At 71.4% G+C, this 22,967-nt stretch carries 21 protein-coding genes; 11 read left to right on the plus strand and 10 right to left on the minus strand.

The features are described from left to right. Positions 1 to 117: 117 nt before the first annotated feature. Together IEY61_RS21930 and IEY61_RS21935 are read right to left on the minus strand one after the other, a co-directional pair. Positions 118 to 1,335 carry an NADP-dependent isocitrate dehydrogenase gene (locus tag IEY61_RS21930; protein WP_189047311.1) on the minus strand — a complete coding sequence of 406 codons (1,218 nt, stop codon included), beginning with the start codon at positions 1,333 to 1,335 and terminating at the stop codon, positions 118 to 120. 186 nt (positions 1,336 to 1,521) lie between these two features. Then, on the minus strand, positions 1,522 to 1,917 hold the full coding sequence (locus IEY61_RS21935; protein WP_189047313.1) for a VOC family protein: 396 nt from the start codon (positions 1,915 to 1,917) through the stop codon (positions 1,522 to 1,524). A gap of 84 nt (positions 1,918 to 2,001) precedes the next feature. On the opposite strand from IEY61_RS21935, the gene IEY61_RS21940 reads away from it, so the two are divergent. Next, complete coding sequence (locus IEY61_RS21940) at positions 2,002 to 2,769, plus strand: TetR/AcrR family transcriptional regulator (protein ID WP_189047316.1); 768 nt, start codon at positions 2,002 to 2,004, stop codon at positions 2,767 to 2,769. Positions 2,770 to 2,916: 147 nt separating this feature from the next. Here the strand turns inward: IEY61_RS21940 and mdh are convergent, their stop codons facing one another. Continuing rightward, positions 2,917 to 3,867, minus strand: a complete 951-nt coding sequence (mdh, locus tag IEY61_RS21945; RefSeq protein WP_189047318.1) for a malate dehydrogenase — start codon at positions 3,865 to 3,867, stop codon at positions 2,917 to 2,919. Positions 3,868 to 3,967: 100 nt separating this feature from the next. Beyond that, a complete protein-coding gene (locus tag IEY61_RS21950; RefSeq protein ID WP_189047320.1) occupies positions 3,968 to 4,828 on the minus strand; it encodes a bifunctional methylenetetrahydrofolate dehydrogenase/methenyltetrahydrofolate cyclohydrolase in 861 nt (286 codons plus the stop codon). Positions 4,829 to 5,121: 293 nt separating this feature from the next. On the opposite strand from IEY61_RS21950, the gene IEY61_RS21955 reads away from it, so the two are divergent. The 7 genes from IEY61_RS21955 to IEY61_RS21985 all read left to right on the plus strand — a co-directional run bounded on the left by IEY61_RS21955 (position 5,122) and on the right by IEY61_RS21985 (position 14,378). Further along, positions 5,122 to 6,726, plus strand: coding sequence for a peptide ABC transporter substrate-binding protein (locus tag IEY61_RS21955; protein ID WP_189047322.1), 1,605 nt, complete (start codon positions 5,122 to 5,124; stop codon positions 6,724 to 6,726). A gap of 81 nt (positions 6,727 to 6,807) precedes the next feature. Continuing rightward, positions 6,808 to 7,746, plus strand: a complete 939-nt coding sequence (locus IEY61_RS21960; protein WP_189047324.1) for an ABC transporter permease — start codon at positions 6,808 to 6,810, stop codon at positions 7,744 to 7,746. Then, positions 7,739 to 8,629 carry an ABC transporter permease gene (locus IEY61_RS21965; protein ID WP_189047326.1) on the plus strand — a complete coding sequence of 297 codons (891 nt, stop codon included), beginning with the start codon at positions 7,739 to 7,741 and terminating at the stop codon, positions 8,627 to 8,629. Before IEY61_RS21960 ends, IEY61_RS21965 begins: the two co-directional genes overlap by 8 nt. A 62-nt stretch (positions 8,630 to 8,691) precedes the next feature. Beyond that, positions 8,692 to 9,717 carry an ABC transporter ATP-binding protein gene (locus tag IEY61_RS21970; protein ID WP_189047328.1) on the plus strand — a complete coding sequence of 342 codons (1,026 nt, stop codon included), beginning with the start codon at positions 8,692 to 8,694 and terminating at the stop codon, positions 9,715 to 9,717. Further along, complete coding sequence (locus IEY61_RS21975) at positions 9,701 to 10,732, plus strand: ABC transporter ATP-binding protein (RefSeq protein WP_189047330.1); 1,032 nt, start codon at positions 9,701 to 9,703, stop codon at positions 10,730 to 10,732. The genes IEY61_RS21970 and IEY61_RS21975 overlap by 17 nt, the downstream gene beginning before the upstream one ends. A 218-nt stretch (positions 10,733 to 10,950) precedes the next feature. Further along, positions 10,951 to 11,664 carry an ABC transporter ATP-binding protein gene (locus IEY61_RS21980; protein ID WP_229706321.1) on the plus strand — a complete coding sequence of 238 codons (714 nt, stop codon included), beginning with the start codon at positions 10,951 to 10,953 and terminating at the stop codon, positions 11,662 to 11,664. Between the two features lie 5 nt (positions 11,665 to 11,669). Further along, complete coding sequence (locus tag IEY61_RS21985; RefSeq protein WP_189047332.1) at positions 11,670 to 14,378, plus strand: FtsX-like permease family protein; 2,709 nt, start codon at positions 11,670 to 11,672, stop codon at positions 14,376 to 14,378. A 74-nt stretch (positions 14,379 to 14,452) separates the two neighbouring features. On the opposite strand, the gene purH is transcribed toward IEY61_RS21985, so the two are convergent. Beyond that, entirely contained in the window at positions 14,453 to 16,024 is a 1,572-nt protein-coding gene (gene purH, locus IEY61_RS21990) for a bifunctional phosphoribosylaminoimidazolecarboxamide formyltransferase/IMP cyclohydrolase (RefSeq protein ID WP_189047334.1), read from the minus strand. After that, positions 16,021 to 16,632 (minus strand): phosphoribosylglycinamide formyltransferase, encoded by a 612-nt coding sequence (purN, locus tag IEY61_RS21995; protein WP_189047336.1) that lies wholly within the window; start codon positions 16,630 to 16,632, stop codon positions 16,021 to 16,023. Before purN ends, purH begins: the two co-directional genes overlap by 4 nt. Positions 16,633 to 16,791: 159 nt before the next feature. Between purN and IEY61_RS22000 the strand changes: the two genes are divergently transcribed. Then, positions 16,792 to 17,088 (plus strand): CD225/dispanin family protein, encoded by a 297-nt coding sequence (locus tag IEY61_RS22000; protein WP_189047338.1) that lies wholly within the window; start codon positions 16,792 to 16,794, stop codon positions 17,086 to 17,088. 5 nt (positions 17,089 to 17,093) lie between these two features. Continuing rightward, the gene (locus IEY61_RS22005) at positions 17,094 to 17,804 is read left to right on the plus strand and encodes a DUF4190 domain-containing protein (RefSeq protein WP_189047340.1); all 711 of its coding nucleotides are present in this window, start codon (positions 17,094 to 17,096) and stop codon (positions 17,802 to 17,804) included. A gap of 77 nt (positions 17,805 to 17,881) precedes the next feature. On the opposite strand, the gene IEY61_RS22010 is transcribed toward IEY61_RS22005, so the two are convergent. Continuing rightward, positions 17,882 to 19,174, minus strand: coding sequence for a cell division protein PerM (locus IEY61_RS22010; RefSeq protein ID WP_189047342.1), 1,293 nt, complete (start codon positions 19,172 to 19,174; stop codon positions 17,882 to 17,884). Positions 19,175 to 19,583: 409 nt separating this feature from the next. On the opposite strand from IEY61_RS22010, the gene IEY61_RS22015 reads away from it, so the two are divergent. Next, positions 19,584 to 19,844, plus strand: coding sequence for a DUF4190 domain-containing protein (locus tag IEY61_RS22015; protein ID WP_189047344.1), 261 nt, complete (start codon positions 19,584 to 19,586; stop codon positions 19,842 to 19,844). Positions 19,845 to 19,889: 45 nt separating this feature from the next. On the opposite strand, the gene sucD is transcribed toward IEY61_RS22015, so the two are convergent. The 3 genes from sucD to icmB form a co-directional block, all read right to left on the minus strand. Further along, the gene (gene sucD / locus IEY61_RS22020) at positions 19,890 to 20,777 is read right to left on the minus strand and encodes a succinate--CoA ligase subunit alpha (protein WP_189047346.1); all 888 of its coding nucleotides are present in this window, start codon (positions 20,775 to 20,777) and stop codon (positions 19,890 to 19,892) included. Between the two features lie 4 nt (positions 20,778 to 20,781). Continuing rightward, complete coding sequence (gene sucC, locus IEY61_RS22025) at positions 20,782 to 21,960, minus strand: ADP-forming succinate--CoA ligase subunit beta (RefSeq protein ID WP_189047348.1); 1,179 nt, start codon at positions 21,958 to 21,960, stop codon at positions 20,782 to 20,784. Positions 21,961 to 22,523: 563 nt separating this feature from the next. Next, positions 22,524 to 22,928 (minus strand): coenzyme B12-dependent isobutyryl CoA mutase small subunit, encoded by a 405-nt coding sequence (gene icmB / locus IEY61_RS22030; RefSeq protein WP_189047351.1) that lies wholly within the window; start codon positions 22,926 to 22,928, stop codon positions 22,524 to 22,526. Between the last annotated feature and the right edge of the window lie 39 nt (positions 22,929 to 22,967).

Consider the following 22,967-nt stretch of genomic DNA (forward strand, 5'->3'; position numbering starts at 1 on the left):
ACGAGGATGCGCAGGCCCGGGTGACGCGACCTCGGCCGGGTCGGGCGATCCGGCGTACCGGAAGCGTCGAGCCCGCCGGCGCAGGGGCCGGCGGGCTCGACGGGGTGCTGCGGTGGCTCAGGCGGCCAGGCGGCGCGCCAGGTTCTCGTCGAGCGTGTTCATGAACTCGTCGGTGCTCTGCCACGGGGCGTCCCGCGAGATCAGCAGCGCGAGGTCCTTGGTCATCTGGCCGCTCTCGACGGTGTCGACGATGACCTGCTCCAGGGTGTTGGCGAACTCGGTGACCGCCGGAGTGCCGTCCAGCTTGCCCCGGTGGGCCAGGCCCCGGGTCCAGGCGTAGATCGAGGCGATCGGGTTGGTCGAGGTCTTCTCGCCCTTCTGCCACTGCCGGTAGTGCCGGGTGACGGTGCCGTGTGCGGCCTCGGCCTCGACGGTGCGGCCGTCGGGCGAGAGCAGGACCGACGTCATCAGGCCGAGCGAGCCGAAGCCCTGCGCGACGGTGTCGGACTGCACGTCACCGTCGTAGTTCTTGCACGCCCAGACGTAACCGCCCTCCCACTTCAGCGCGGCGGCGACCATGTCGTCGATGAGCCGGTGCTCGTAGGTGAGGCCGGCCGCGTCGAACTCCGCCTTGAACTCGTTCTCGAACACCTCGGCGAAGATGTCCTTGAACCGGCCGTCGTACGCCTTGAGGATGGTGTTCTTGGTCGACATGTAGACCGGGTAGCCGCGGTCCAGGCCGTAGCGGAACGAGGCCCGGGCGAAGTCCCGGATCGAGTCGTCGTAGTTGTACATGCCCATCGCGATGCCGCCGCCCGGGAAGTTGGCGACCTCCATCTCGACCGGCTGCGAACCGTCGGCGGGGGTGTAGGTCATGGTCACCGTGCCCGGTCCGGGGACGACGAAGTCGGTGGCCCGGTACTGGTCGCCGTGGGCGTGCCGGCCGATGATGATCGGCTTGGTCCAGCCCGGGACGAGCCGCGGCACGTTCGACATGATGATCGGCTCGCGGAAGACGACGCCGCCGAGGATGTTGCGGATGGTGCCGTTCGGCGACCGCCACATCTTCTTCAGCCCGAACTCCTCCACCCGGGCCTCGTCCGGGGTGATGGTGGCGCACTTGACGCCGACGCCGTGCTCCTTGATGGCGTTGGCGGCGTCGATGGTGACCTGGTCGTCGGTGGCGTCGCGGTGCTGGATCGACAGGTCGTAGTAGTGCAGGTCGACGTCGAGGTAGGGCAGGATCAGCTGCTCCCGGATCTGCTTCCAGATAATCCGGGTCATCTCGTCGCCGTCGAGCTCCACGACCGGGTTGTTTACCTTGATCTTCGCCATCGGCCGGCGCTCCTCTCGGGGGACACGTGCTTAAGCAGTACGAGCGTACTGGACCCGCCTCGACCGGGAACGCCGCGGCCACCGGTTCGCCGGACCCGGCCGGGCCCGGGGGGCTGTTACCCCGCCGGGCTCCGGGCATGCCGGCCGGCCGCGACAGCCCGGATCAGCAGGCCGCGACGGTCCGGATCAGGCGGTCTCCGGGCCGTGTACCCACTGCACCAACTGGAGGATCACCCCGTTCGGGTCGGTGACCTGGAAGAAGCGCTCCCCCCAGGGCTCGGTCTGGATCGGGGTGGTGATCGGCACGCCGGCCGCCTGAATGCGGGCGTACTCGGCGTCGATGTCGTCCACCACGAAGGCGACGAGCACTCCCTGCGCCCGCTGCGTCCGCAGGCTCGCCGGCTGGAGGCTGGCCAGCCCGGTACGCAGGAAGATCAGGTTGAAGCCGGCCCCGTCCCGGGCCAGCGAGACGAACCCGTCGGCCGCCATCTCCTCCCGGAACCCGAAGTGCTGCTTGACGAACTCGGCCGAGGCCGTCACGTCCTCGACGTTGAGCGAGATGGCCGATGCGGTGATGTCCACGCGCTCTCCTGAGAGTCGGAAACTTTTACTCCGTACATTGTACATCGTACTGCGTACGATGATTTGACCTGCGAAGATCGGAGCGTGCCCAACCACCGCACCGGAGCCGGAGATCCCGCCCACACCCTGCGACTGCTCTGGCGGCAGCCCGACGAGGGCCCGCGCCGCGGCCCACGCCAGGGCCGCACCCTCGACGAGATCGTGACGGCCGCGATCGAGCTGGCGGACGCCGAAGGACTGGACGCGGTGACCATGCGCGCGCTCGCCCAGGCCGTCGGCGTGGCGCCGATGACCCTCTACACGTACGTGCCGGGCAAGGCCGAACTGCTCGACCTGATGCTGGACGCGATCTACGCGCAGATGCCCAGGCCGGACCGTTCCGGCCAACCGTGGCGCGCGCGGGTGGCGGCGCTCGCCCGGGACAATCGGGACCTCTTCACCGCCCACCCCTGGGCCGCCGAGGTCGCCACCGGCCGCCCGCCGCTCGGGCCGGGCCTGATGGCCAAGTACGAGCACGAACTGCGCGCCTTCGACGGCACCGGCCTGGACGACGTGACCCGGGACGCCGCGTTGACCTACGTCCTCGACTTCGTCCGGGCCGCGGCTCGGTCGGCGGCCGATGCGCGGTCCGCGCGGCAGGACAGCGCCTGGACCGACGAACAGTGGTGGGCGGCGAACGCGCCCCTGTTGGCGCAGGTGCTCGACGAGCGGCGGTATCCGACCGCCGTCCGGGTCGGCGCCGCGGCGGGAGCCGCCCAGAACGCCGCCTACCACCCCGACCAGGCGTACGAGTTCGGCCTGGCCCGGGTCCTCGACGGCCTCGCCACCCTGATCCCCCCACCTGAGGTGTAAGGAAGGGCCCCTTCTTAACGCCTGCGGTATAGGAAGGGCCCCCTATTAACACCCGCGGCGGCGGGGTGCAACGGCGACGGGTGGCGGCGAGGGCCCAACGGCGAGCGCCCCGCGAAGGGGATCGCGGGGCGCTGCTTCGAGAGTGGTTCACATGCTGGAGATGTCGGCCTGCTTGGCGCGGACGGCTTCGGCGGCCTCCTTCAGGGCGGCCAGCTCGTCGGCGTCCAGGTCGGTCTCGACGATTCGCCGGACGCCGTCGCGGCCGATCTCGGCCTCGACGCCCAGGTAGACCCCGGAGATGCCGTACTCGCCGTCGACCCAGGCGCAGACCGGCATGACCTCGCCGGAGTCCTCCACCACGGCCTTGGCCATCCGGGCGGCGGCGGCCGACGGGGCGTAGTAGGCCGAGCCGGTCTTGAGCAGCGCCACCACCTCGGCGCCACCGTTGCGGGTCCGGACGACCAGGTCCTCGATCTGCTCGGCCGGCATGACGTCGCGCAGCGGCTTGCCGTTCACGGTGCTCTGCGACGGCACCGGGACCATGGTGTCGCCGTGCGAGCCGAGGGTCAGCGTCTTCACCGACTTCACCGGCACGTCCAGCGCCTCGGCCACGAAGTTGGTGAACCGGGCGGTGTCCAGCATGCCGGCCTGGCCGAGCACCCGGTTGCGCGGGAACTGGGTGGCGATCTGCGCCAACGCGGTCATCTCGTCCAGCGGGTTGGACACGACGATGACGACGGCGCTCGGGGCGTACTTCGCGACGTTCTCGGCGACCTGCCGCACGATCTTGGCGTTGGTCTCCAGCAGGTCCATCCGGCTCATGCCCGGCTTGCGGGGCAGACCGGCCGTGATGACGACGACGTCCGAACCCTCGATGGCCTCGTAGCCCTCACCGGTCGGGCTGGTGGTGATCCCGACGACCTTGGTCTCGAAGCCCTCCACCGGACGCGACTGGTTGAGGTCGAGGGCGATGCCCGCGGGCTTGCCCTCGATGATGTCGGTGATCACGACGGTGTCGAAGACGTCGTACTCGGCCAGGCGTTGCACGGTGGTGGAGCCGTAGAAGCCGGCGCCGACGACAGTGACCTTCTTACCCATGGTCGTCCCACTCCCTGTAACCAGTCGGTTTTCCGGACGGTATCAGCCATCCTGGCACCGATCAGGCGAGGGGCGGAGGGATATGACCCTTCCCTACACCTCAGCCACGTTCGGCGCGTTCGACCACGTTGGTGAGGAGCATGGCGCGGGTCATCGGGCCGACGCCGCCGGGCATCGGCACCAGCTTGCCGGCCACCTCGGCCACCTCCGGGTCCACGTCGCCGGTGTAGCGGCCCTTGCCGTCCGGGCCGATCACCCGGGTGATGCCCACGTCGACCACGACCGCGCCCGGGTTGATCATGTCGGCGGTGAGCAGGCCGGGCACGCCGGCGGCGACGATGACGATGTCGGCGGAGCGGGTGTGCGCGGCGAGGTCGAGGGTGCCGGTGTGGCAGAGGGTCACCGTGGCGTTCTCGCTGCGCCGGGTGAGCAGCAGCCCGAGCGGGCGGCCCACGGTGTTGCCCCGGCCCACCACCGCGATGTTGGCGCCGCGCAGCGGCACCTCGTGCCGGCGGAGCAGTTCCACGATGCCGCGCGGGGTGCACGGCAGCGGCCCGTCGTAGCCGAGCACCAGCCGACCCAGGTTGACCGGGTGCAGGCCGTCGGCGTCCTTGTCCGGGTCGATCAGCTCCAGCACCCGTTGCGTGTCCAGCTGCGCCGGCAGCGGCAGCTGCACGATGTAGCCGTGGCACGCCGGGTCGGCGTTCAGCTCGGCGAGGGTCTCGTCGACCTGCGCCTGGGTGGCGTCGGCGGGCAGCTCCCGACGGATCGAGGCGACGCCGACCTCCGCGCAGTCGCGGTGCTTGCCGTTGACGTACGCCTGCGAGCCGGGATCGGAGCCGACCAGCACCGTGCCCAGCCCCGGCACGGTGCCCCGTTCCGCCAGCGCCTTGACCCGCGTCCGCAGCTCGTCCTTGATCTCGGCTGCGGTCGCCTTGCCGTCCAGAAGCGTCGCCGTCACGCCTCAGATCGTCTCACGCCCGGCTCCGTCGACCACGCCGGCCGGCAACCTCGGACCAAGACACTACTTTCCGTGACGTGTCGTTCGTCACTCTGCGTGACGATGCAGGCGGTTCAACGCCGCACGGTCCGGACCCCCAGGCACGAACACCCCCAATCCGACGGCGACACCGATCAGCCGTAACTCGGTTAAGTTGGCCGACTCGCGGTGCACGACCTACCGTTGCCCGTCGTTGCGCAGAGTCACCCCAACGCCGGGCCTGACTGCGCAGCGTGAGGAGATGAGGAGGCTTAATGCGTGTTCGTAGGCTCGCTGCCTGGACCGCCCTCCCGCTCGCGGTGACCCTGGGCCTGGTGGCCTGCGGCTCGGGCGGCGATGGCGGATCCGGCGAGAGCGACCCCAACGCGGCCGTGCGGATCGAGATCGCCGAGCCGCAGCACCTGGTGCCGACAGACACCAACGAGACCAGCGGTTCGCAGGTGCTCTCCGCCCTGTTCAGCCCGCTGGTCGACTACGACGAGGCACACAAGCCGTACGAAGTGGCGGCCGAGTCGATCACGTCCGAGGACAACACCACCTGGACGGTCAAGCTCAAGGACGGCTACACCTTCCACAACGGCGAGGCAGTCACCGCCGACAACTACATCGACGCCTGGAACTACGGCGCGTACGCCCCCAACGGCCAGAACTCCAGCTTCTTCTTCGAGAAGATCGCCGGGTACGACGACCTGCAGGGCGAGAACCCGAGCGCCCGCACGCTCAGCGGCCTGGCGAAGGTCGACGACCTCACCTTCACGGTCACGCTCTCCCAGCCGTACAGCGAGTTCAAGTCGATGCTCGGCTACACCGCCTTCTACCCGCTGCCGAAGGCCGCGTTCTCCGCGCCCGGCGAGCTGACCGAGGAGTACGAGCAGGCGCCGATCGGTCAGGGCCCGTTCAAGATGAAGGGCACCTGGCAGCACGACGCCAAGGTCGAGGTCGAGCGCTACGAGGCCTACCCCGGCGAGCAGCCGAAGGTGGCCGGCGTCGAGTTCCGCATCTACCAGCAGCTGACCGCCGCGTACGCGGACGTGCTGTCGGACAACCTCGACGTGATCAAGACCATTCCGACCGAGAACCTCTCCACCGCTGCCGTCGACCTGGGCGACCGGTTCCAGCAGAGCCCCGCGTCGGCGCTGCACTTCCTCTCCTTCCCGACCTTCCAGGAGGAGTTCAGCGACCCGGACGTGCGCAAGGCCATCTCGATGGCGATCGACCGGGACGAGATCACCACGTCGATCTTCAAGGACTCGCAGCAGCCGGCCCGCTCGTTCGTCTCGCCGGTGGTCGCCGGCTACCGGGAGAACACCATCGGCGCCGCGGGTGAGTTCGACCCGGACCGGGCCAAGGCGCTGTACCAGGCCGCGGGCGGCCCGTCGAAGATCACCCTGTCGTACAACGGCGACGGCGGTCACAAGGACTGGATCGACGCCACCTGCAACCAGCTCAAGGCCAACCTGGGCGTGGACTGCGTGGGCAACGCCGAGCCGAAGTTCGCCGACCTGCTGACCAAGGTCAAGGCCAAGCAGCCGGTCGGCCTGTTCCGGCTGGGCTGGGTCATGGACTACCCGTCCATGGAGAACTACCTGGCCCCGCTGTTCAGCAGCAACGGTTCGTCGAACTACTACGGCTACCGCAACGCTGAGTTCGACCGGCTGCTCGCCGAGGGCATCAGCGCCCCCAGCGAGGAGGAGGCGATCCAGAAGTACCAGGCCGCCGAGGACCTGCTGGCGGAGGACCTGCCGGTGGTCCCGCTGCGCTACGGCCAGAACAACTTCGGGCACTCGACCAAGGTGAAGAACGTCGAGATGGACGTCTTCGACCGGATCAACCTGCTTCAGATCGAGGCCGTGAAGTAACACCACGTACGCCGGGTCGGGTCATCGCGAGGTGACCCGACCCGTCACGTGATTAGTCCATTTCCAGAGAGAATGTCAAGTATGTTCCGCTTCATCGTGCGGCGCCTGCTCCAGATGATCGTGGCCTTCTTCGGCACCACGCTGATCGTCTACGCGCTGATGTTCGCCGGTCAGGGCGACCCGATCCAGGCCCTCGCCGGCGAGCGGCCGGTCACCGAGGCGCAGCGGGCATACCTCACCGAGAAGTACCACCTGGACGCGACCGGCGTCGGCGGCTTCTTCTACCGGTACTTCGACTACCTCTCCAACCTGCTCCGCGGCGACCTGGGCGAGTCGCTGACCGGGCGGTCGATCGGCGACATCCTCGCCGCCGCCTGGCCGGTCACGATCAAGCTGGCGCTGATCGCCATCGCGGTCGCCGTCATCTTCGGCGTCACCGCGGGCGTGCTCGCCGGCATCCGGCGGGCCAGCATCTTCGACAACGCCACCCTGCTGCTGACGCTGCTGGTGCTCGGCATCCCGACCATCGTGCTCGCCCCCCTGGCGCAGTACTACCTCGGCGTCAGGTGGCAACTCTTCCCGCCCACCGCCGGCGCCGACCCCGACTTCTACGCGCTGCTGCTGCCCGGCATCGTGCTCGGCTCGCTCTCCCTGGCCACCGCGCTGCGGCTGACCCGTACCTCGGTGGCCGAGAACCTGCGCGCCGACTACGTGCGGACCGCCCGCTCCAAGGGCCTGCCGCGCCGGCGGGTGGTCAGCGTGCACGTGCTGCGCAACTCGCTGATCCCGGTGATCACCTTCCTCGGCGTCGAACTGGGGAACCTGATGAGCGGCGCGATCATCACCGAGGGCGTGTTCAACATCCCGGGCGTCGGCTTCAACCTCTTCCGCGGCATCCGCACCGAGGACGGCCCGCTGGTGGTGGGCATCGTCAGCGTGCTCGTCGTGGTCTACCTCGTCGCCAACCTGGTGGTGGACATCCTGTACGCCGTTCTCGACCCGAGGATCCGCTATGAGTGAGCGCAGCGACGTGGGCCGGCTCCGCAAGCCGAGCAGCCTGGCCGGGGACGCCTGGCGCGACCTGCGCCGCAAGCCGATCTTCTGGATCAGCCTCGCGCTGGTGCTGCTGGTGACCGCGATGGCCGCCGCGCCGGGGCTGTTCACCAGCAACGACCCGACCGACTGCGCGCTCTCCCGGCAGCACGCCGCGCCGTCCGGCGGGGCCCTCTTCGGGTACGACTTCCAGGGCTGCGACACGTACGCCCGAGCGGTCTACGGGGCCCGCGCGTCGCTGCTGGTCGGCGCCCTCTCCGCGCTGTTCACCGGCGCGATCGCGCTGCTCGTGGGGATGCTGGCCGGGTATTTCGGCGGCTGGGTCGACGCGGTGCTCTCCCGGGTGATCGACATCGTGCTCGGCATCCCGCTGCTGCTGGCCGCGATCGTGCTGCTCAAGCGGGTCTCCGTCGACAGCGCCACGGTACGCCTCACCGCGGTCATCTTCGTGCTCGCGGTGCTCGGCTGGACCACCGCCGCCCGGGTGGTGCGTTCCTCGGTGATCAGCGCTCGACAGCAGGACTACGTGGCCGCGGCCCGGATGCTGGGTGCCGGTAACGGCCGGATCATGTGGCGGCACATCCTGCCGAACACCCTCGCCCCGGCGATCGTGGTGCTGACCATCGCGCTCGGCACGTTCATCGCCGCCGAGGCGACCCTGTCGTTCCTCGGCATCGGCCTGCGGGAGCCGACCATTTCCTGGGGCATCGACATCAACAGCGGGCGGGTGCACATGCGGGAGTCGGCGACCCCGCTGGTGGTCCCGTCCACCTTCCTCGCGCTGACCGTGCTGGCGTTCATCATGCTCGGCGACGCCATCCGGGACGCCTTCGACCCGAAGCTGCGGTGATCACATGCGAGCGCGAGGAGTGAGCGCAGCGAGCCCCGCAGTCACGAGCGAAAGGTAGGCCCATGAGCCAACCCACACCGGCCTCCGCCACCCCACCCGGCGGTCACCTGCTCGATCTGCGCGACCTGCACGTCGAGTTCCGCACCCAGGAGGGCGTGGCCAAGGTGATCAACGGGGTCAGCTACCACCTCGACGCCGGCGAGACGCTCGCCGTGCTCGGCGAGTCCGGCTCCGGCAAGTCGGTCACCGCCCAGGCCATCATGGGCATCCTGGACAGCCCGCCGGCCCACATCAGCGCCGGCCAGATCCGCTACCGGGGCCGGGACCTGCTGAGCCTGCCCGAGGAGCAGCGCCGGCAGGTGCGGGGCAAAGAGATCGCGATGATCTTCCAGGACGCCCTCTCCGCGCTGAACCCGGTCTTCCCCGTCGGTTGGCAGATCGGCGAGACGCTGCGCCAGCGGCTCGGCATGTCCCGCGCCGACGCCCGGCGCCGGGTCGTGGAGCTGATGGAGCTGGTGCAGATCCCGGCCGCGAGCACGCGCCTCGGTGACTACCCGCACCAGTTCTCCGGAGGCATGCGCCAGCGGGTGATGATCGCGATGGCGCTGGCCATGGAGCCGAAGGTGCTGATCGCCGACGAGCCGACCACCGCGCTCGACGTCACCGTGCAGGCCCAGATCATGGACCTCCTCGCCGACCTGCGGCGCGACCTGGACATGGCCATGATCCTGATCACCCACGACCTCGGCGTGGTCGCCGACGTCGCGGACCGGATCGCGGTCATGTACGCGGGCCGGATCGTCGAGCACGCCGACGTCCGCTCGCTGTACCGGGCGCCCGCCCACCCGTACACCAAGGGGTTGCTGAATTCGATCCCCCGGCTGGACCAGCGCGGCGGGAAGCTCGCCACGATCCGGGGCCTGCCGCCCAACCTGATGCGCATCCCCAGCGGCTGTCCCTTCCACCCCCGGTGCCCGTACGCGCAGCAGGTCTGCGTGGACGTGGTGCCGCACGACCTGGTCCTCGGCGACGGCCGGACCAGCGCGTGCCACTTCGCGCAGGAGGTACGTGATGACCGCACCAGCTAGCCCCGGCAAGGTGCGGGGCGAGACGATTCTCTCCGTCGACCACCTGGTCAAGCACTTCCCGATCACGCAGGGGGTGCTGTTCCGGAAGAAGGTCGGCGCGGTCCGGGCCGTCGACGGGGTGAGCTTCGAGCTGCGTCGGGGCGAGACGCTGGGCATCGTCGGCGAGTCGGGCTGCGGCAAGTCCACCCTGGCCCGGCTGCTGATGCGGCTGGAGCGCCCGACCGCCGGCCGGGCCACCCTGGCCGGGCGGGACCTGTTCGCCGCCTCGGGATCCGAGCTGCGCCGGATCCGGCGCAACATGCAGATGGTCATGCAGGACCCGTACACCTCGCTGAACCCCCGGATGACCGTGGGCGACATCATCGGCGAGCCGTTCGAGATCCACCCGGAGGCGGCCCCGAAGGGCAGCCGCCAGCGCCGGGTCCAGGAACTGCTCGACGTGGTCGGGCTGAACCCGGAACACATCAACCGCTACCCGCACCAGTTCTCCGGTGGCCAGCGGCAGCGCATCGGCATCGCCCGGGCGCTCGCGCTGCGGCCCGAGGTGATCGTCTGCGACGAGCCGGTCTCCGCGCTGGACGTCTCCATCCAGGCGCAGGTGATCAACCTGCTGGAGGAACTCCAGGACGAGTTCGGGCTGTCGTACATCTTCATCGCCCACGACCTGTCGGTGGTGCGGCACATCTCGGACCGGGTCGCGGTGATGTACCTGGGCCGGATCGTGGAGATCGGCACCGAGGACGAGATCTACCAGCGGGCCACCCACCCGTACACCCAGGCGCTGCTCTCCGCGGCCCCGGTGCCGGACCCGGACGCCCGGGAGCACCGCAGCGTCATCCGGCTGCACGGCGACGTGCCGTCCCCGGCGGACCCGCCGTCGGGCTGCCACTTCCGCACCCGCTGCTGGAAGGCGCAGGAGATTTGCGCGATCCAGGACCCGCAGGCGGTGCCGCGGGCCGCCGACCCGCATCCCTCCGCCTGTCACTTCGCCGAGGTACGCCCCACGGCGATCTGACCACGCCGGGTTCCGCCTGATCGGCCCCGATGCCGGTTTCCCGTTGCTGAATACATACTCGTTATGCATACTCGGTATCCGTGACCGCTTGGGATGAACCGCACACCTCGCTCGCTGCCGGACGCAGCAACCGTCCACCCCGCGACACCGGCCCATCCCGGATCGGACCGCCACGTACCGAGCCCGCCTCCGGGCCGGCGCCCAGCGGCCCGGCACACGTGCTGGAGATCCGCAACGCGTACCGGACGCACGGCAGCGGCGACACGGCGGTGACCGCGCTGGGCGGCGTCAGCCTCATCGTCCGGCCCGGCGAACTCGTCGGCGTCATGGGGCCCTCCGGCTCCGGCAAGTCGACGCTGCTCAACCTGGCCGGCGGGCTGGACCGGCCGACCCGGGGCGAGGTGTGGGTCGAGGGCGAACGCCTCGACACCCTCGACCGTGCCCGGCTCGCCGCGCTGCGCCGACGCTCGATCGGCTACGTGTTCCAACACCTCAACCTGCTGCCCGGCCTCACCACGGTGGAGAACGTGGCGCTGCCGCTCGAACTGGACGGCGCCTCCGTACGCCAGGCCCGCCGCCGCGCCGCCGCCGCGCTCGACGAGGTGGGCCTGGCCGATCTCGCCCAACGTTTCCCGGACGAGCTCTCCGGCGGCCAGCAGCAACGGGTCGCGATCGCCCGAGCGCTGGTCGGTCGGCGCCGGCTGGTGCTGGCCGACGAGCCGACCGGGGCGCTCGACTCACAGACCGGCGAGGCGGTGTTGCGGGTACTGCGCGCCCGGGTGAACGCCGGAGCCGCAGCCATCCTGGTCACCCACGAGGCGCGCCACGCAGCCTGGGCCGATCGGGTGGTGTTCATGCAGGACGGGGTGGTCACCAACACCTCCGGCCCGTTGCAGCGGCCCGAATGGCTGCTGGACGGGACGACCCGATGAGCCGCATGTCGGACGCTCTGGTCTCCTGGCGCACCGCCCTGCGTATCGCATGGCGCGAGACCCGCCGGGCCAAAGGGCGCAGCGCGCTGGTGGCGGCGATGATCGCGACGCCCGTCCTGGCGCTCAGCGCCGCCGCCGCGTCCTACGACATGTTCCAACTCACCGACGGCGAACGGGTGGAACGCTCGCTCGGCGCCGCCGACGCCAGGGTGACCTGGGACTACGAGGGCGCGATCGAGCAGAGTCCGACCGGTGACCTGTTGACCGCCACAGGTGTCCACCGGAGCGCCACCGCCGATCCGGAGCCGGCGACCACCGATGAGGTGACCGGTGCCCTGCCCGCCGGCAGTCGGGTCGTTCCGGTCTGGGACGAACAGCGGTGGGACTGGCGGACCGCCGACGGTGTCGGCCCCGTCCCGTCGTACGGGCTGGACCTGGCCGACCCGGTCACCGAGGGGATGGCGCGCCTGCGGGCCGGGCGCGCGCCGACCGCCGGGACCGAGGTGGCCGCCAGCGAGGCGGCGCTGCGCCGGCTCGGCGTGGACCTGGGCGGGACCGTCGAGCTGGCCGAGGGGTCACGGCGGTTCACGGTGGTCGGCATCGTGGAGCTCCCGGACAATCTCGGTGCGGTCATCGTGCTGCCTCCGGACGCTCGCACCGACCCGCCGAGCGCGTGGCTGGTCGACGCACCGGCCCCGGTCGGCTGGGACCAGGTCCGGCAACTCAACGACGTCGGCATCCTGGTGCTCTCCCGGGCGGTGGTCCTCGACCCGCCGCCGGTGCAGCAGGCCCCGCAGTCGGAGGTGGACGCCCAGACCGTCGCCATCGGCGTCGTGCTCGGCGGACTCGGCGCGATGCAGATCGTGCTGCTGGCCGGACCGGCGTTCGCCATCGGTGCGCGGCGCCGCCAGCGCGACCTCGCCCTGGTGGCAGCCAATGGCGGCAGCCCCGCCCACCTGCGCCGGATCGTGCTCGCCGACGGCGTGGTGCTGGGCCTGCTCGGGGCCGTCGCCGGCATCCTGCTCGGCGCGGTGCTGGCCGTCGCCGCGCGTCCGCTGGTCGAGGAGCACCTGGCCCAGGCACGGGCCGGCGGGTACCGGATCTTCCCGCTCGCCCTGCTCGCCGTCGCCGGGCTGGCCGTACTCACCGGGGTGGCGGCGGCGCTGGTGCCCGCGTTCGTGGCGGCACGGCAGAACGTGGTCGTCGCGCTGACCGGGCGGCGGGGCGCGACCCGGTCCCGGCGACGGTGGGTGCTCCTCGGCCTCGTACTCACCGTCGGCGGCACCGGGCTGGCGGCGTACGCCGCTGTCCACGTGTCGGCGAACCTGCTCCTGGCCGGGTTGGTGTTGACCCAACTCGGCCTGGTGCTCTGCACCCCGGCCCTGGTCGGCCTGCTCGCCCGGCTGGGCCAGCACCTGCCGCTGACGCCGCGGATCGCGCTCCGCGACGCCAGTCGCAACCGAGCGGCGACCGCTCCGGCGATCTCCGCCGTGATGGCCGCCGTCGCCGGCACCGTCTGCCTGGGCGTCTACCAGAACAGCAGCGACGCCCGGTCGACCGAGGCCTACCGTCCGAACACCCCGCCCGGCCACCTCACCGTGGTCAACCCACTCGGGCCGGAACAGCGGGCGATTCCCGCCGCGCGACTCGACGCGATCGCCGACACGACTCTGGCCGCCACCGAGGTGGCCGAAATCCGGGTCCCGGGCTGCCCCGGCTGGGATCCCGGCACCTGCCCCAATCCGTTCGTCGAGGTGGTGCTTCCGCCACAGCAGCGGTGCCCCTTCTTCGACACCCAACGGCCACTCACCGCGCAGGAGCAGCGCCAGGCCCGCGCCGACGCCCGCTGCCAGTCGACCCAGGAGACGTACTCGCGCAGCTACGCCGGGCTCGTCGTCGACGACGGCGAGGCACTGTCACCGCTCACCGGGGCCCACGGCGACGACCTCGCCCGGGCCGTCGCCACGCTGCGGGCCGGCGGTGTGGTGGTCACCGATTCCCGGTACGTGGTGAACGGCACGGTGACGGTGCAGCCACCGACGGTGCCGACGCAGGGCGGGCCGCTGAAGGGAGGCGAACAGCCGGCCGCCCTCACGCTGCCGGGACACGCCCTGACCACCGGTATCCGGTCGGACCGGGCGATCATCTCGCCGAAGGCGCTGGCCCGCGCCGGGCTCGTCGACCACCAGTGGGGCTTCGTGATCGCCGCGCCGGCTCCCGACGCGGCAGCGGAGGACCGCTTCCGTGCCGAGCTCACCGCACTCGCCACCGGCCTGGGGGTGAGCGTGGAGCGGGGTCCGGCGCCGTCGGACGACCCGACCCTGCTCATCCTGACCGTGGCGGCCGGGCTGATCACCCTCGGCGCGGTCGGGATCGCGACCGGACTCACCGCTGCCGACAGCCGACCCGACCTGTCGATCCTGGCCGCCGTCGGCGCCAGCCCCCTGGTGCGTCGGAAGCTGTCGCTGAGCCAGTCCGGCGTGATCGCCGGACTCGGGTCAATGCTCGGCATGAGCATCGGCCTCGTGGCGATCGTCGCCATTCTCACCACGATCAACCAGGCGTACCTGGCAACCTGGCCCGGCGCGGACCCGTACCCGATCGTCGTCCCGTGGTCCATCCTCGGCGTGCTGGCCGTGGTGCCGCTGGTCGCCATGCTCGGCGCCGGAACGCTGACCCGGTCCCGCCTACCCATCGAACGCCGACTCGACTGAGTGGGACCGACAACCGCACCGGCGAGCTGCGGCGGCCCCGTCACCACGTCGGGGGCCGCCGCAGCGTACCGGAATCAGTGGAAGAAGTGCCGGGTGCCGGTGAGGTACATGGTGACGCCGGCCTGCTTGCAGGCGGCGATCACCTCCTCGTCCCGGATCGAGCCGCCCGGCTGCACGATCGCCCGGATTCCGGCGTCGATGAGGATCTGCGGGCCGTCGGCGAACGGGAAGAAGGCGTCCGAGGCCGCGACCGCGCCGCGCGCCCGCTCGGCACCGGCCCGGCTGACCGCCAGCCGGGCCGAGTCGACCCGGTTGACCTGGCCCATCCCGACGCCGACCGTCGCGCCGTCACGGGCCAGCAGGATGGCGTTGCTCTTCACCGCGCGAACCGCCCGCCAGGCGAAGGCCAGGTCGGCCAGGGTCACGGCGTCGGCCGCCTCGCCGGTGGCCAGCCGCCAGGTCGCCGGAGCGTCGCCCTCGGCGTCGATCGCGTCGCGCAACTGCACCAGTACGCCGCCGGTCACCTGCCGCCACTCGGCCGGCAACGGCTGGAACTCCGGGGCCCGCAGCAGCCGGATGTTCTTCTTGGCCTGGAGCACCTCGACCGCACCGGGTTCGTACCCGGGCGCCACCACCACCTCGGTGAAGATCTCGGCGATCTGCCCGGCCAGCTCGACCGAGACCGGCCGGTTCACCGCGATCACGCCGCCGAACGCGGAGACCGGATCGCAGGCGTGCGCCCTGCGATGTGCCTCGGCCACGTCCGTGCCGACCGCGATGCCGCACGGGTTGGCGTGCTTGATGATCGCCACCGCCGGCTGGTCGGCGAAGTCGTTCGCCGCCCGCCACGCGGCATCCGCATCGACGTAGTTGTTGTACGACATCTCCTTGCCGTGCAACTGCTCGGCCTGGGCGAGCCCGGACGGGCTGGCCGGGTCGGCGTAGAGCGCGGCGGCCTGGTGCGGGTTCTCGCCGTAACGCAGCACCGCCTGCCGGCGCAGCGCCTGCCCGGCGAACTCCGGCCAGCCGTCGGCGGCCGGGGCGAGGGTGGCGGCGAACCAGTCGGCGACCGCCACGTCGTACTCGGCGATGTCCGCGAAGGCCCGGGCGGCCAGCGCCCGGCGCTGGTCCAGGGTGAAGCCGCCGGCATCGAGCGCGGCCAGCAGCATCGGGTACGCGGCCGGATCGGTCACCACCGCCACCGACGCGTGGTTCTTGGCGGCGGCCCGCACCATCGCCGGCCCGCCGATGTCGATCTGCTCGACGCACTCCTCCTGGCTCGCGCCGGAGGCGACGGTGGCCTGGAACGGGTACAGGTTGGACACCAGCAGGTCGATCCCGGCGATGCCGTGCTCGTCGAGCTGGGCGGCGTGGGCGTCCCTGCGCAGGTCGGCGAGGAGCCCGCCGTGGATCTTCGGGTGCAGGGTCTTCACCCGGCCGTCGAGGATCTCCGGAAAGCCGGTCACCTGCTCCACGGCGGTCACCGGCACACCGGCGCCGGCGATCGTCGACGCGGTGCTGCCGGTGGAGACGATCTCGACGCCGACGGCGTGCAGCGCCCGGGCCAGCTCGGCCAGGCCCGTCTTGTCGTAGACGCTGACCAGTGCCCGCCGGATCGGGCGGCGCCCGTTCTCAGTGGAACTCACTCCAACGTGACCTTTCTTCCGGTGATCGTCCAACCTTCACGGACCAGCCGGCCCACCTGCTCGACGAGTTGCTGCCGCTCGGCTTCCTTGATGCGCTCGGTGAGCGTGTCGATGTCGTCGTCGTCGCGCACCGGCACCGCCACCTGCGCGACGATCGGGCCGGTGTCCATTCCGGCGTCGACGAAGAAGAGGGTCGCCCCGGTGACCTTCACGCCGTAGGCGAGGGCGTCGCGCGGGCCGTGGATGCCGGGAAACGCCGGCAGCAGGGTGTTGTGCGTGTTGAGGTAACGGTCGCCGAAGGCGGCGAGGAAATCCGGACCGACCAGCTTCAGGAAACCGGCGGAGATGACCAGGTCGGGCCGGTGCTCGGCGACCCGCGCGGTGAGCGCGGCGTCCCACTGCTCGCGCGTCGGATGGTCCTTGACCCGCTCCACGAAAGTGGGTACGCCGGCCGTGGCGGCCCGGTCCAGCCCGACGATCCCGTCGCGGTCCGCGCCCACCGCGACCACCCGTGCCCCGTACGCCGGGTCGGCGGTCGCGTCCAGCAGGGCCTGTAGGTTGCTCCCGGAGCCGGAGACGAGGACGACGATTCGGGCGGACTCGGTCACCGGCCCACCCTATCCGGCGAACGATGGCCGTCCGGAGGCTGGGCGGGGGCCCTTCGCGGATCACCGGACTCGCGCGGACCGGGTACGCTGCCGGTCGCCCGGGATCGGCACGCCTGCGGCCCGCACCCCTGCCACGAACACACGTGAGGAGCTCTCGCCATGCAGCCCGGATACCCCTCTCAGCCCCCCGCGCAGGTCGACAACAACATGACAATGTCGATCGTCGCGATCTTCCTGTTCTGGCCACTGGCCATCCCGGCGATCATCAACGCCTCGAAGGTCAACCCGCTGCTCCAGCAGGGAGACTACGCCGGCGCCCAGGCGGCGGCGGCCGAGTCGAAGAAGTGGTCCAAGTGGGCCCTGATCGTCGGCCTCAGCCTGTGGGGCATCAGCCTGCTGTGCTGCCTGGGCAGTGTCGTGCTCAGCGCGGCCAGCAACAGCGCCCTGGGCTACTGAGCCGGATGCAGCCCGACAACCCCGGTCAGGACCCGTACGGCCAGCAGCCGCCATACGGGGATCCGACCGCTCCGCCCCCGGCCAACCCGTACGCGCCGCCACCGGCAAACCCGTACGCCCCACCCCCGGCCAACCCGTACGCGCCGCCGACCGAGCAGGGCACACCGCCGGCCGACCCGTACGCCCCACCCCCGGCCAACCCGTACGCCCCGCCGGCCGACCCGGGCACGCCGCCGGCCGACCCGTACGGTCAGCAGCCGCCCGCCCCGGGGCAGCCGTACGCCCCGCCGGCCTCCCCGGCGCCGTACGACCCGTACGCGCCACCGCCCGTCGGCCAGCCCCCGGCGTACGGCCAGCCCCCGGCGTACGGCCAGCCCTACCCGCCCCCGTACGCCCCGCAGCCGTACGGCGGCACGCCGATGTATCCGCATGCCGGCTTCAGCGGGCCGGGCGGCGGGCAGCAGAACACCCTCGGCCTGGTGGCGATGATCCTCGGCATCGCGTCGATCCCGTTGAACTGCTGTTACCTCGGCATCCCGTTGGGGTTGGCCGCGGTGATCACCGGCTGGCTGGGCAAGCAGAAGGTCGTCCAGGGCCTGGCCAGCAACTCGGGGCAGGCGCTCGCCGGTCTGATCTGTGGCGCGGTCGGCCTGGTGCTGGGCCTGCTGAACATCGTGCTGATGATGGTGAACTTCACCCTGCCGCTACAGCCCTGAGCGAACTGGATTCGAGGGGCGTCCCGGAGCACGGGACGCCCCTCGACCGTCTTTCCAGTCGAGCGCCGACGGACAGGTCAGCTGGCGCGCCGGGTGAGCCAACGGGTGGCCGCGGCGCCGAGCAGCGCGCCACCGCCGATGACCAGGGTCGCCGCGAGCGCCACCTGCCAGCCGACCGGACCGACCTCGGTCAGCCGACCCGCGCCGAGTGGCCCACCCGACGCCTCGGCGACCGCGCCGATCAGCAGGCCGGTCACCGGCCCGGCGAGCGCGGCCGGCGAGAGCAGCGAAGCCCAGCTCAGCCGCGCCCGCCCGGTGGCGGTCGACCGGAGCACCCGGCGGGCGAGCAGCCAGCCGACGGCCACCCCCACCAGGGCCGGGAGGGCGAGGATCGCGATCGCCCAGAGGGTGTCGACCGGCCCGCCGGGGAGCCCGGCGAACAACGGCAGGGCCGGCAGTGCGCCGACCGAGACCTCGCTGGTGCGCACCGCCGTGTCGGTGCCCACGGCGAATCCCGGGCCGAGCAGGTAGCTGGTCGACCAGACGGTGGCGTTGGGCACGTAGGCCAGGCTCACCAGGGTGATGCCGGCCTGCCCGGCCACGCCCGTGCGGTAGGCGCCGATCAGGTCGGCCGCGTCGCCGCCGCCGGTCGCCACGGCCAGTCCCGCCACGGCCGCGCCCGCGCCGAGCAACGCCAGCCCGGCCACCAGCCCGGCCTGCACCCCCTCCCGCAGCGGCACCGGCACCCGGGCCGCGAGCACGTCGGTCACCCGACTGGTGCGGGCCGCACCGACGCCGGCGGCGAGGGTGCCGAGGACGGCGAGCGTCAGCCCGGCCCGCACCGGCGACACGCCGGGCCCGCCGGTCCGGAGCAGCATCGCGGCAAGCACACCCAGCAGGGCGTACGCGACGCCGACCGCCACCGCGGCGACGAGCGTGCGGCCCGGTGACCGGCTGCCGCGGGCGCCGATCGCGCGGGTGACGTGCACTCCGGCGCGGGTGAGCCGCCACACCGCCAGGGCGGTCACCGCGAGTGGCGTCAGGCCCAGCGGGCCGGCGTCGGTGGCCAGCGGCACCCCGTGCCCGAGCAGCCAGCCGGCCGCCCCGACGCGTACCGCGCCGAGCAGGCTGGCGGCACCCTCGCTGAGCTGGAACAGCCAGAGCACGAGGGCCACCGGCAGCCAGGAGGTCAGGGCGGCCCCACCGGCGGCGACCAGCGCGGCGACCACGAGCGGCGCGTGGCTACGACCGGTGGGCTCGTCGCGCGGCAGGGGCACCCGACGCGGTGGACCGGCGCGGCCAGGCGGCCGGGCACCGGTCCCCCGGCCGTCGGTGGCCCGGCGAGGCTGGTCAGGGGTGACAAAGGACATCGGCTCTACTCTGGCATGCCGCGTCGGCGTCGGCTGTCCGACACGGGCCCACCGAAGGGTTTAGCGACACCGGCAAGAGGTGGTGGCGGCTAGATCCAGGCGTGATGGCCGCCGTGCCTGGGGATGCCGCCGTGCCTGGGGATGTGGACGGGCGCGAGTTGCGGCATCCTGCGCGCAAGGCCCGCGAGTTGCCGCATCCCGCGCGCAAGGCCCGCGAGTTGCGGTGCCCTGTGCGACGGGCCGGTTGCGGACGTGGTCTCATCGCCCGGCCTCCGAAATCCAGGATCCGCCCCGCCACCCCCGCCCTCTTGCCGGTCGCTCTGATTCGGCCTGATCGGGTGTGACGCCGCACGGACCGGTCTAGCCTCGGCAGGAGGGGCCGTGGCCCACTGATGTCCGGAGGGAAGCCGTGAACGCTCCGTATCCACCACCCCCACCGCCGCCCGCGGGCCGGGACCGCACCACGCTCTGGGGCGTGCTGGGCATCGTGACCGGGCTGCTCTGCTGCGGTGTCCTCGGCATTGTGTTCGGCTGGCTGTCGATCCGCGACGCGCGACGGTACCGGCAGTCGCCGGTGCTGGGCTATGTGGCGATCGCCGTGGGTGTGCTCAACATCGTCGTCAGCCTGATCCTGCGGGCGACCGGCAACTACCCGTACTGGAACCGCTGAGGGGTCGACCGCGCGGTCGACCCCTCAGCGGCACGTCGAGCCCGGTCAGCCGGCGGACATGATCTCGCGCATCAGCCTCGCGGTCTCGGTCGGCGTCTTGCCGACCCGGACGCCGACCGCCTCCAGCGCCGCCTGCTTGGCGTCGGCGGTACCCGCCGAGCCGGAGATGATGGCACCGGCGTGCCCCATGGTCTTGCCGGGCGGGGCGGTGAAGCCGGCGATGTAGCCGACCACCGGTTTGGTGACGTTGGTCTTGATGAACTCGGCGGCCCGCTCCTCGGCGTCGCCACCGATCTCACCGATCATCACGATGGCGTCGGTGTCCGGGTCGGCCTCGAACGCGGCCAGCGCGTCGATGTGGGTGGTCCCGATGATCGGGTCACCGCCGATGCCGACGCAGGTCGAGAAGCCGATGTCCCGCAGCTCGTACATCATCTGGTAGGTCAGCGTGCCGCTCTTGCTGACCAGGCCGATCCGGCCGGCGCCGGTGATGTCGGCCGGGATGATGCCGGCGTTGGAAGCACCCGGGGAGGCGATGCCGGGGCAGTTCGGACCGATGATCCGGGTCTGCTCCCCCTTGGCCACGTTGTACGCCCAGAAGGCGGCCGTGTCGTGCACCGGCACACCCTCGGTGATCACCACGGCCAGCGGGATCCCGGCGTCGACGGCCTCGATGACCGCGCCCTTGGTGAACTGCGGCGGTACGAAGATGACGGTGACGTCGGCGCCGGTGTCCTTCATCGCGTCGGCGACGCTGGCGAAGACCGGCAGCTCGGTGCCGTCGAAGTCGACGGTGGTGCCCGCCTTGCGCGGGTTGACGCCACCGACGACGTTGGTGCCGGCGGCGAGCATCCGCCGGGTGTGCTTGGAACCCTCGGAACCGGTCATCCCCTGGACGATGACCTTCGAGTCCTTGGTCAGCCAGATAGCCATGTCGTCAGACCCCCGCAGCCGCCAGCTCGGCGGCCCGCTCGGCCGCGCCGTCCATGGTGTCGACCCGCTCGATCAGCGGGTTGTTCGCGCCGTCGAGGATCGCTCGACCGGCCTCGGCGTTGTTGCCGTCGAGCCGGACGACGAGCGGCTTGGTGACCTGCTCGCCCCGCTGCTCCAGCAGGGCCAGCGCCTGCACGATGCCGTTGGCGACCGCGTCGCAGGCGGTGATGCCGCCGAAGACGTTGACGAAGACGCTCTTGACGGCCGGGTCGGAGAGCACGATCTCCAGGCCGTTGGCCATCACCGCGGCGCTCGCGCCACCGCCGATGTCGAGGAAGTTGGCCGGCTTGACGTTGCCGTGCCGCTCACCGGCGTAGGCGACCACGTCGAGCGTGGACATGACCAGGCCCGCGCCGTTGCCGATGATGCCGACCTCGCCGTCCAGCTTGACGTAGTTGAGGTCCTTCTCCTTGGCGGCCTGCTCCAGCGGATCAACGGTGGCCTGGTCGACCAGGGCCTCGTGGTCCGGGTGCCGGAAGCCGGCGTTCTCGTCCAGCGAGATCTTGGCGTCCAGCAGCAGCAGCTTGCCGTCCTTGGTCTTCGCCAGCGGGTTCACCTCGACCAGGGTGGCGTCCTCGGCGACGAACGCCTTCCACAGACCAACGGCGATCTCGACGACCTGGTCGGCGACCTCGGCCGGGAAGCCGGCGGCGGTGACGATCTCGCGGGCCTTGGCCTCGTCCACGCCCTCGACCGCGTCGATCGGGGCCTTGACGACCCGCTCCGGGGTCTCGGCGGCGACCTGCTCGATGTCCATGCCGCCGGCCACGCTGGCGATGCAGAGGAAGGTGCGGTTCGCCCGGTCGAGCAGGTACGAGAAGTAGTACTCGTCGGCCACGTCGGCGGTCACCGTGATCATGACCTTGTGGACCGTGTGGCCCTTGATGTCCATGCCGAGGATGTCGGTGGCGCGGGCCACCGTCTCCTCCGCGCCCTCGGCCAGCTTGACGCCGCCGGCCTTGCCTCGCCCGCCGACCTTCACCTGCGCCTTGACGACCACTCGGCCGCCGAGGCGCTCGGCGATCGCGCGGGCCTCCTCCGGGGTCGTGGCGACGCCGCCGGCGAGCACGGGCAACCCGTGCCGCTCGAACAGGTCCCGCCCCTGGTACTCGTACAGGTCCACGATTGCGCGTCCCGTCCCGTCTCTGCGGCGCACCGTCGCGCCGCCACCAAGCGTATGGAAAGAAAACAGTGCAACGCCTGACATCAGTTGAACTTGAAGCAGGCCGGTGAACCCGCACCAACCCGAGCCGCGCGACGCTTGCGCAGCCGCGGTTCGACCCTACGGTCCGCCGGAGCGTACGGAGGGTTGGAAAGGATTCATTGGCGGCAGCCTAGCGATGCCGGCACGGCCGGCAACCGATCGGGTGCGCGGTGTGCGGTAATCCACAGCCCCGGCCCACGCTGCGTCACCGGGCCGCAGCGGAGCCGGCTGGCGTCACCCGTTCGGGCAGTCTTGCCCGGGCCGACATCGCATGTCGGGTGCCGTGCGTAACCCTCCGCAGAGGGCGTCGTTGAGTCAGGTGTCGGCGCGCTGAGCAGCGTGAAGACGCGAAAAACGGCCGATGCCCTGTCGGTCGAGGGGTGGCGGCGGGGCATCGTGCATAGAGGGGCCGGGCGTGTGAGGGGTGCGTCCGGCCCCTCCCCCTTTGCGTCCGCCGTCGATCCGGTTCGCGGACGGTTCGGTCAACCGACCGGCTGGGTGACGTTCTCCCGGACCCACTCCACGATGGACTGGGTCGTCGCGCCCGGCGTGAAGATCCTGGCCACCCCGAGCCGCTCCAGCTCCGGGATGTCGGCCTCCGGGATGATGCCCCCGCCGAAGACCACGATGTCTCGGGCATCCCGCTCGTCGAACAGCTCCAGCACCCGACGGAACAGTGTCATGTGCGCGCCGGAGAGCACGGACAGGCCGACCGCGTCGGCGTCCTCCTGGATCGCGGTCTCCACGATCTGCTCCGGCGTCTGGTGCAGGCCGGTGTAGATGACCTCCATGCCGGCGTCCCGGAGCGCGCGGGCCACCACCTTGGCACCACGGTCGTGGCCGTCCAGGCCCGGCTTGGCGACGACGACCCGAACACGAGAGCTCATCTACGCATCCCCTTTACCAGCTCCGCGGGATCCAGCTGA

This window comes from Micromonospora sonchi, from assembly GCF_014646235.1.
Classification (GTDB): domain Bacteria; phylum Actinomycetota; class Actinomycetes; order Mycobacteriales; family Micromonosporaceae; genus Micromonospora; species Micromonospora sonchi.

Excerpts from the sequence above, each read along its gene's own strand:
- IEY61_RS21930 (WP_189047311.1), bottom strand. The coding sequence starts at position 1,335 with ATGGCGAAGATCAAGGTAAACAACCCGGTCGTGGAGCTCGACGGCGAC.
- mdh (WP_189047318.1), bottom strand. The coding sequence starts at position 3,867 with ATGGGTAAGAAGGTCACTGTCGTCGGCGCCGGCTTCTACGGCTCCACC.
- IEY61_RS21955 (WP_189047322.1), top strand. The coding sequence starts at position 5,122 with ATGCGTGTTCGTAGGCTCGCTGCCTGGACCGCCCTCCCGCTCGCGGTG.
- IEY61_RS21960 (WP_189047324.1), top strand. The coding sequence starts at position 6,808 with ATGTTCCGCTTCATCGTGCGGCGCCTGCTCCAGATGATCGTGGCCTTC.
- IEY61_RS21965 (WP_189047326.1), top strand. The coding sequence starts at position 7,739 with ATGAGTGAGCGCAGCGACGTGGGCCGGCTCCGCAAGCCGAGCAGCCTG.
- IEY61_RS21970 (WP_189047328.1), top strand. The coding sequence starts at position 8,692 with ATGAGCCAACCCACACCGGCCTCCGCCACCCCACCCGGCGGTCACCTG.
- IEY61_RS21975 (WP_189047330.1), top strand. The coding sequence starts at position 9,701 with ATGACCGCACCAGCTAGCCCCGGCAAGGTGCGGGGCGAGACGATTCTC.
- IEY61_RS21985 (WP_189047332.1), top strand. The coding sequence starts at position 11,670 with ATGTCGGACGCTCTGGTCTCCTGGCGCACCGCCCTGCGTATCGCATGG.
- IEY61_RS22000 (WP_189047338.1), top strand. The coding sequence starts at position 16,792 with ATGCAGCCCGGATACCCCTCTCAGCCCCCCGCGCAGGTCGACAACAAC.
- IEY61_RS22005 (WP_189047340.1), top strand. The coding sequence starts at position 17,094 with ATGCAGCCCGACAACCCCGGTCAGGACCCGTACGGCCAGCAGCCGCCA.
- IEY61_RS22010 (WP_189047342.1), bottom strand. The coding sequence starts at position 19,174 with ATGTCCTTTGTCACCCCTGACCAGCCTCGCCGGGCCACCGACGGCCGG.
- sucD (WP_189047346.1), bottom strand. The coding sequence starts at position 20,777 with ATGGCTATCTGGCTGACCAAGGACTCGAAGGTCATCGTCCAGGGGATG.
- icmB (WP_189047351.1), bottom strand. The coding sequence starts at position 22,928 with ATGAGCTCTCGTGTTCGGGTCGTCGTCGCCAAGCCGGGCCTGGACGGC.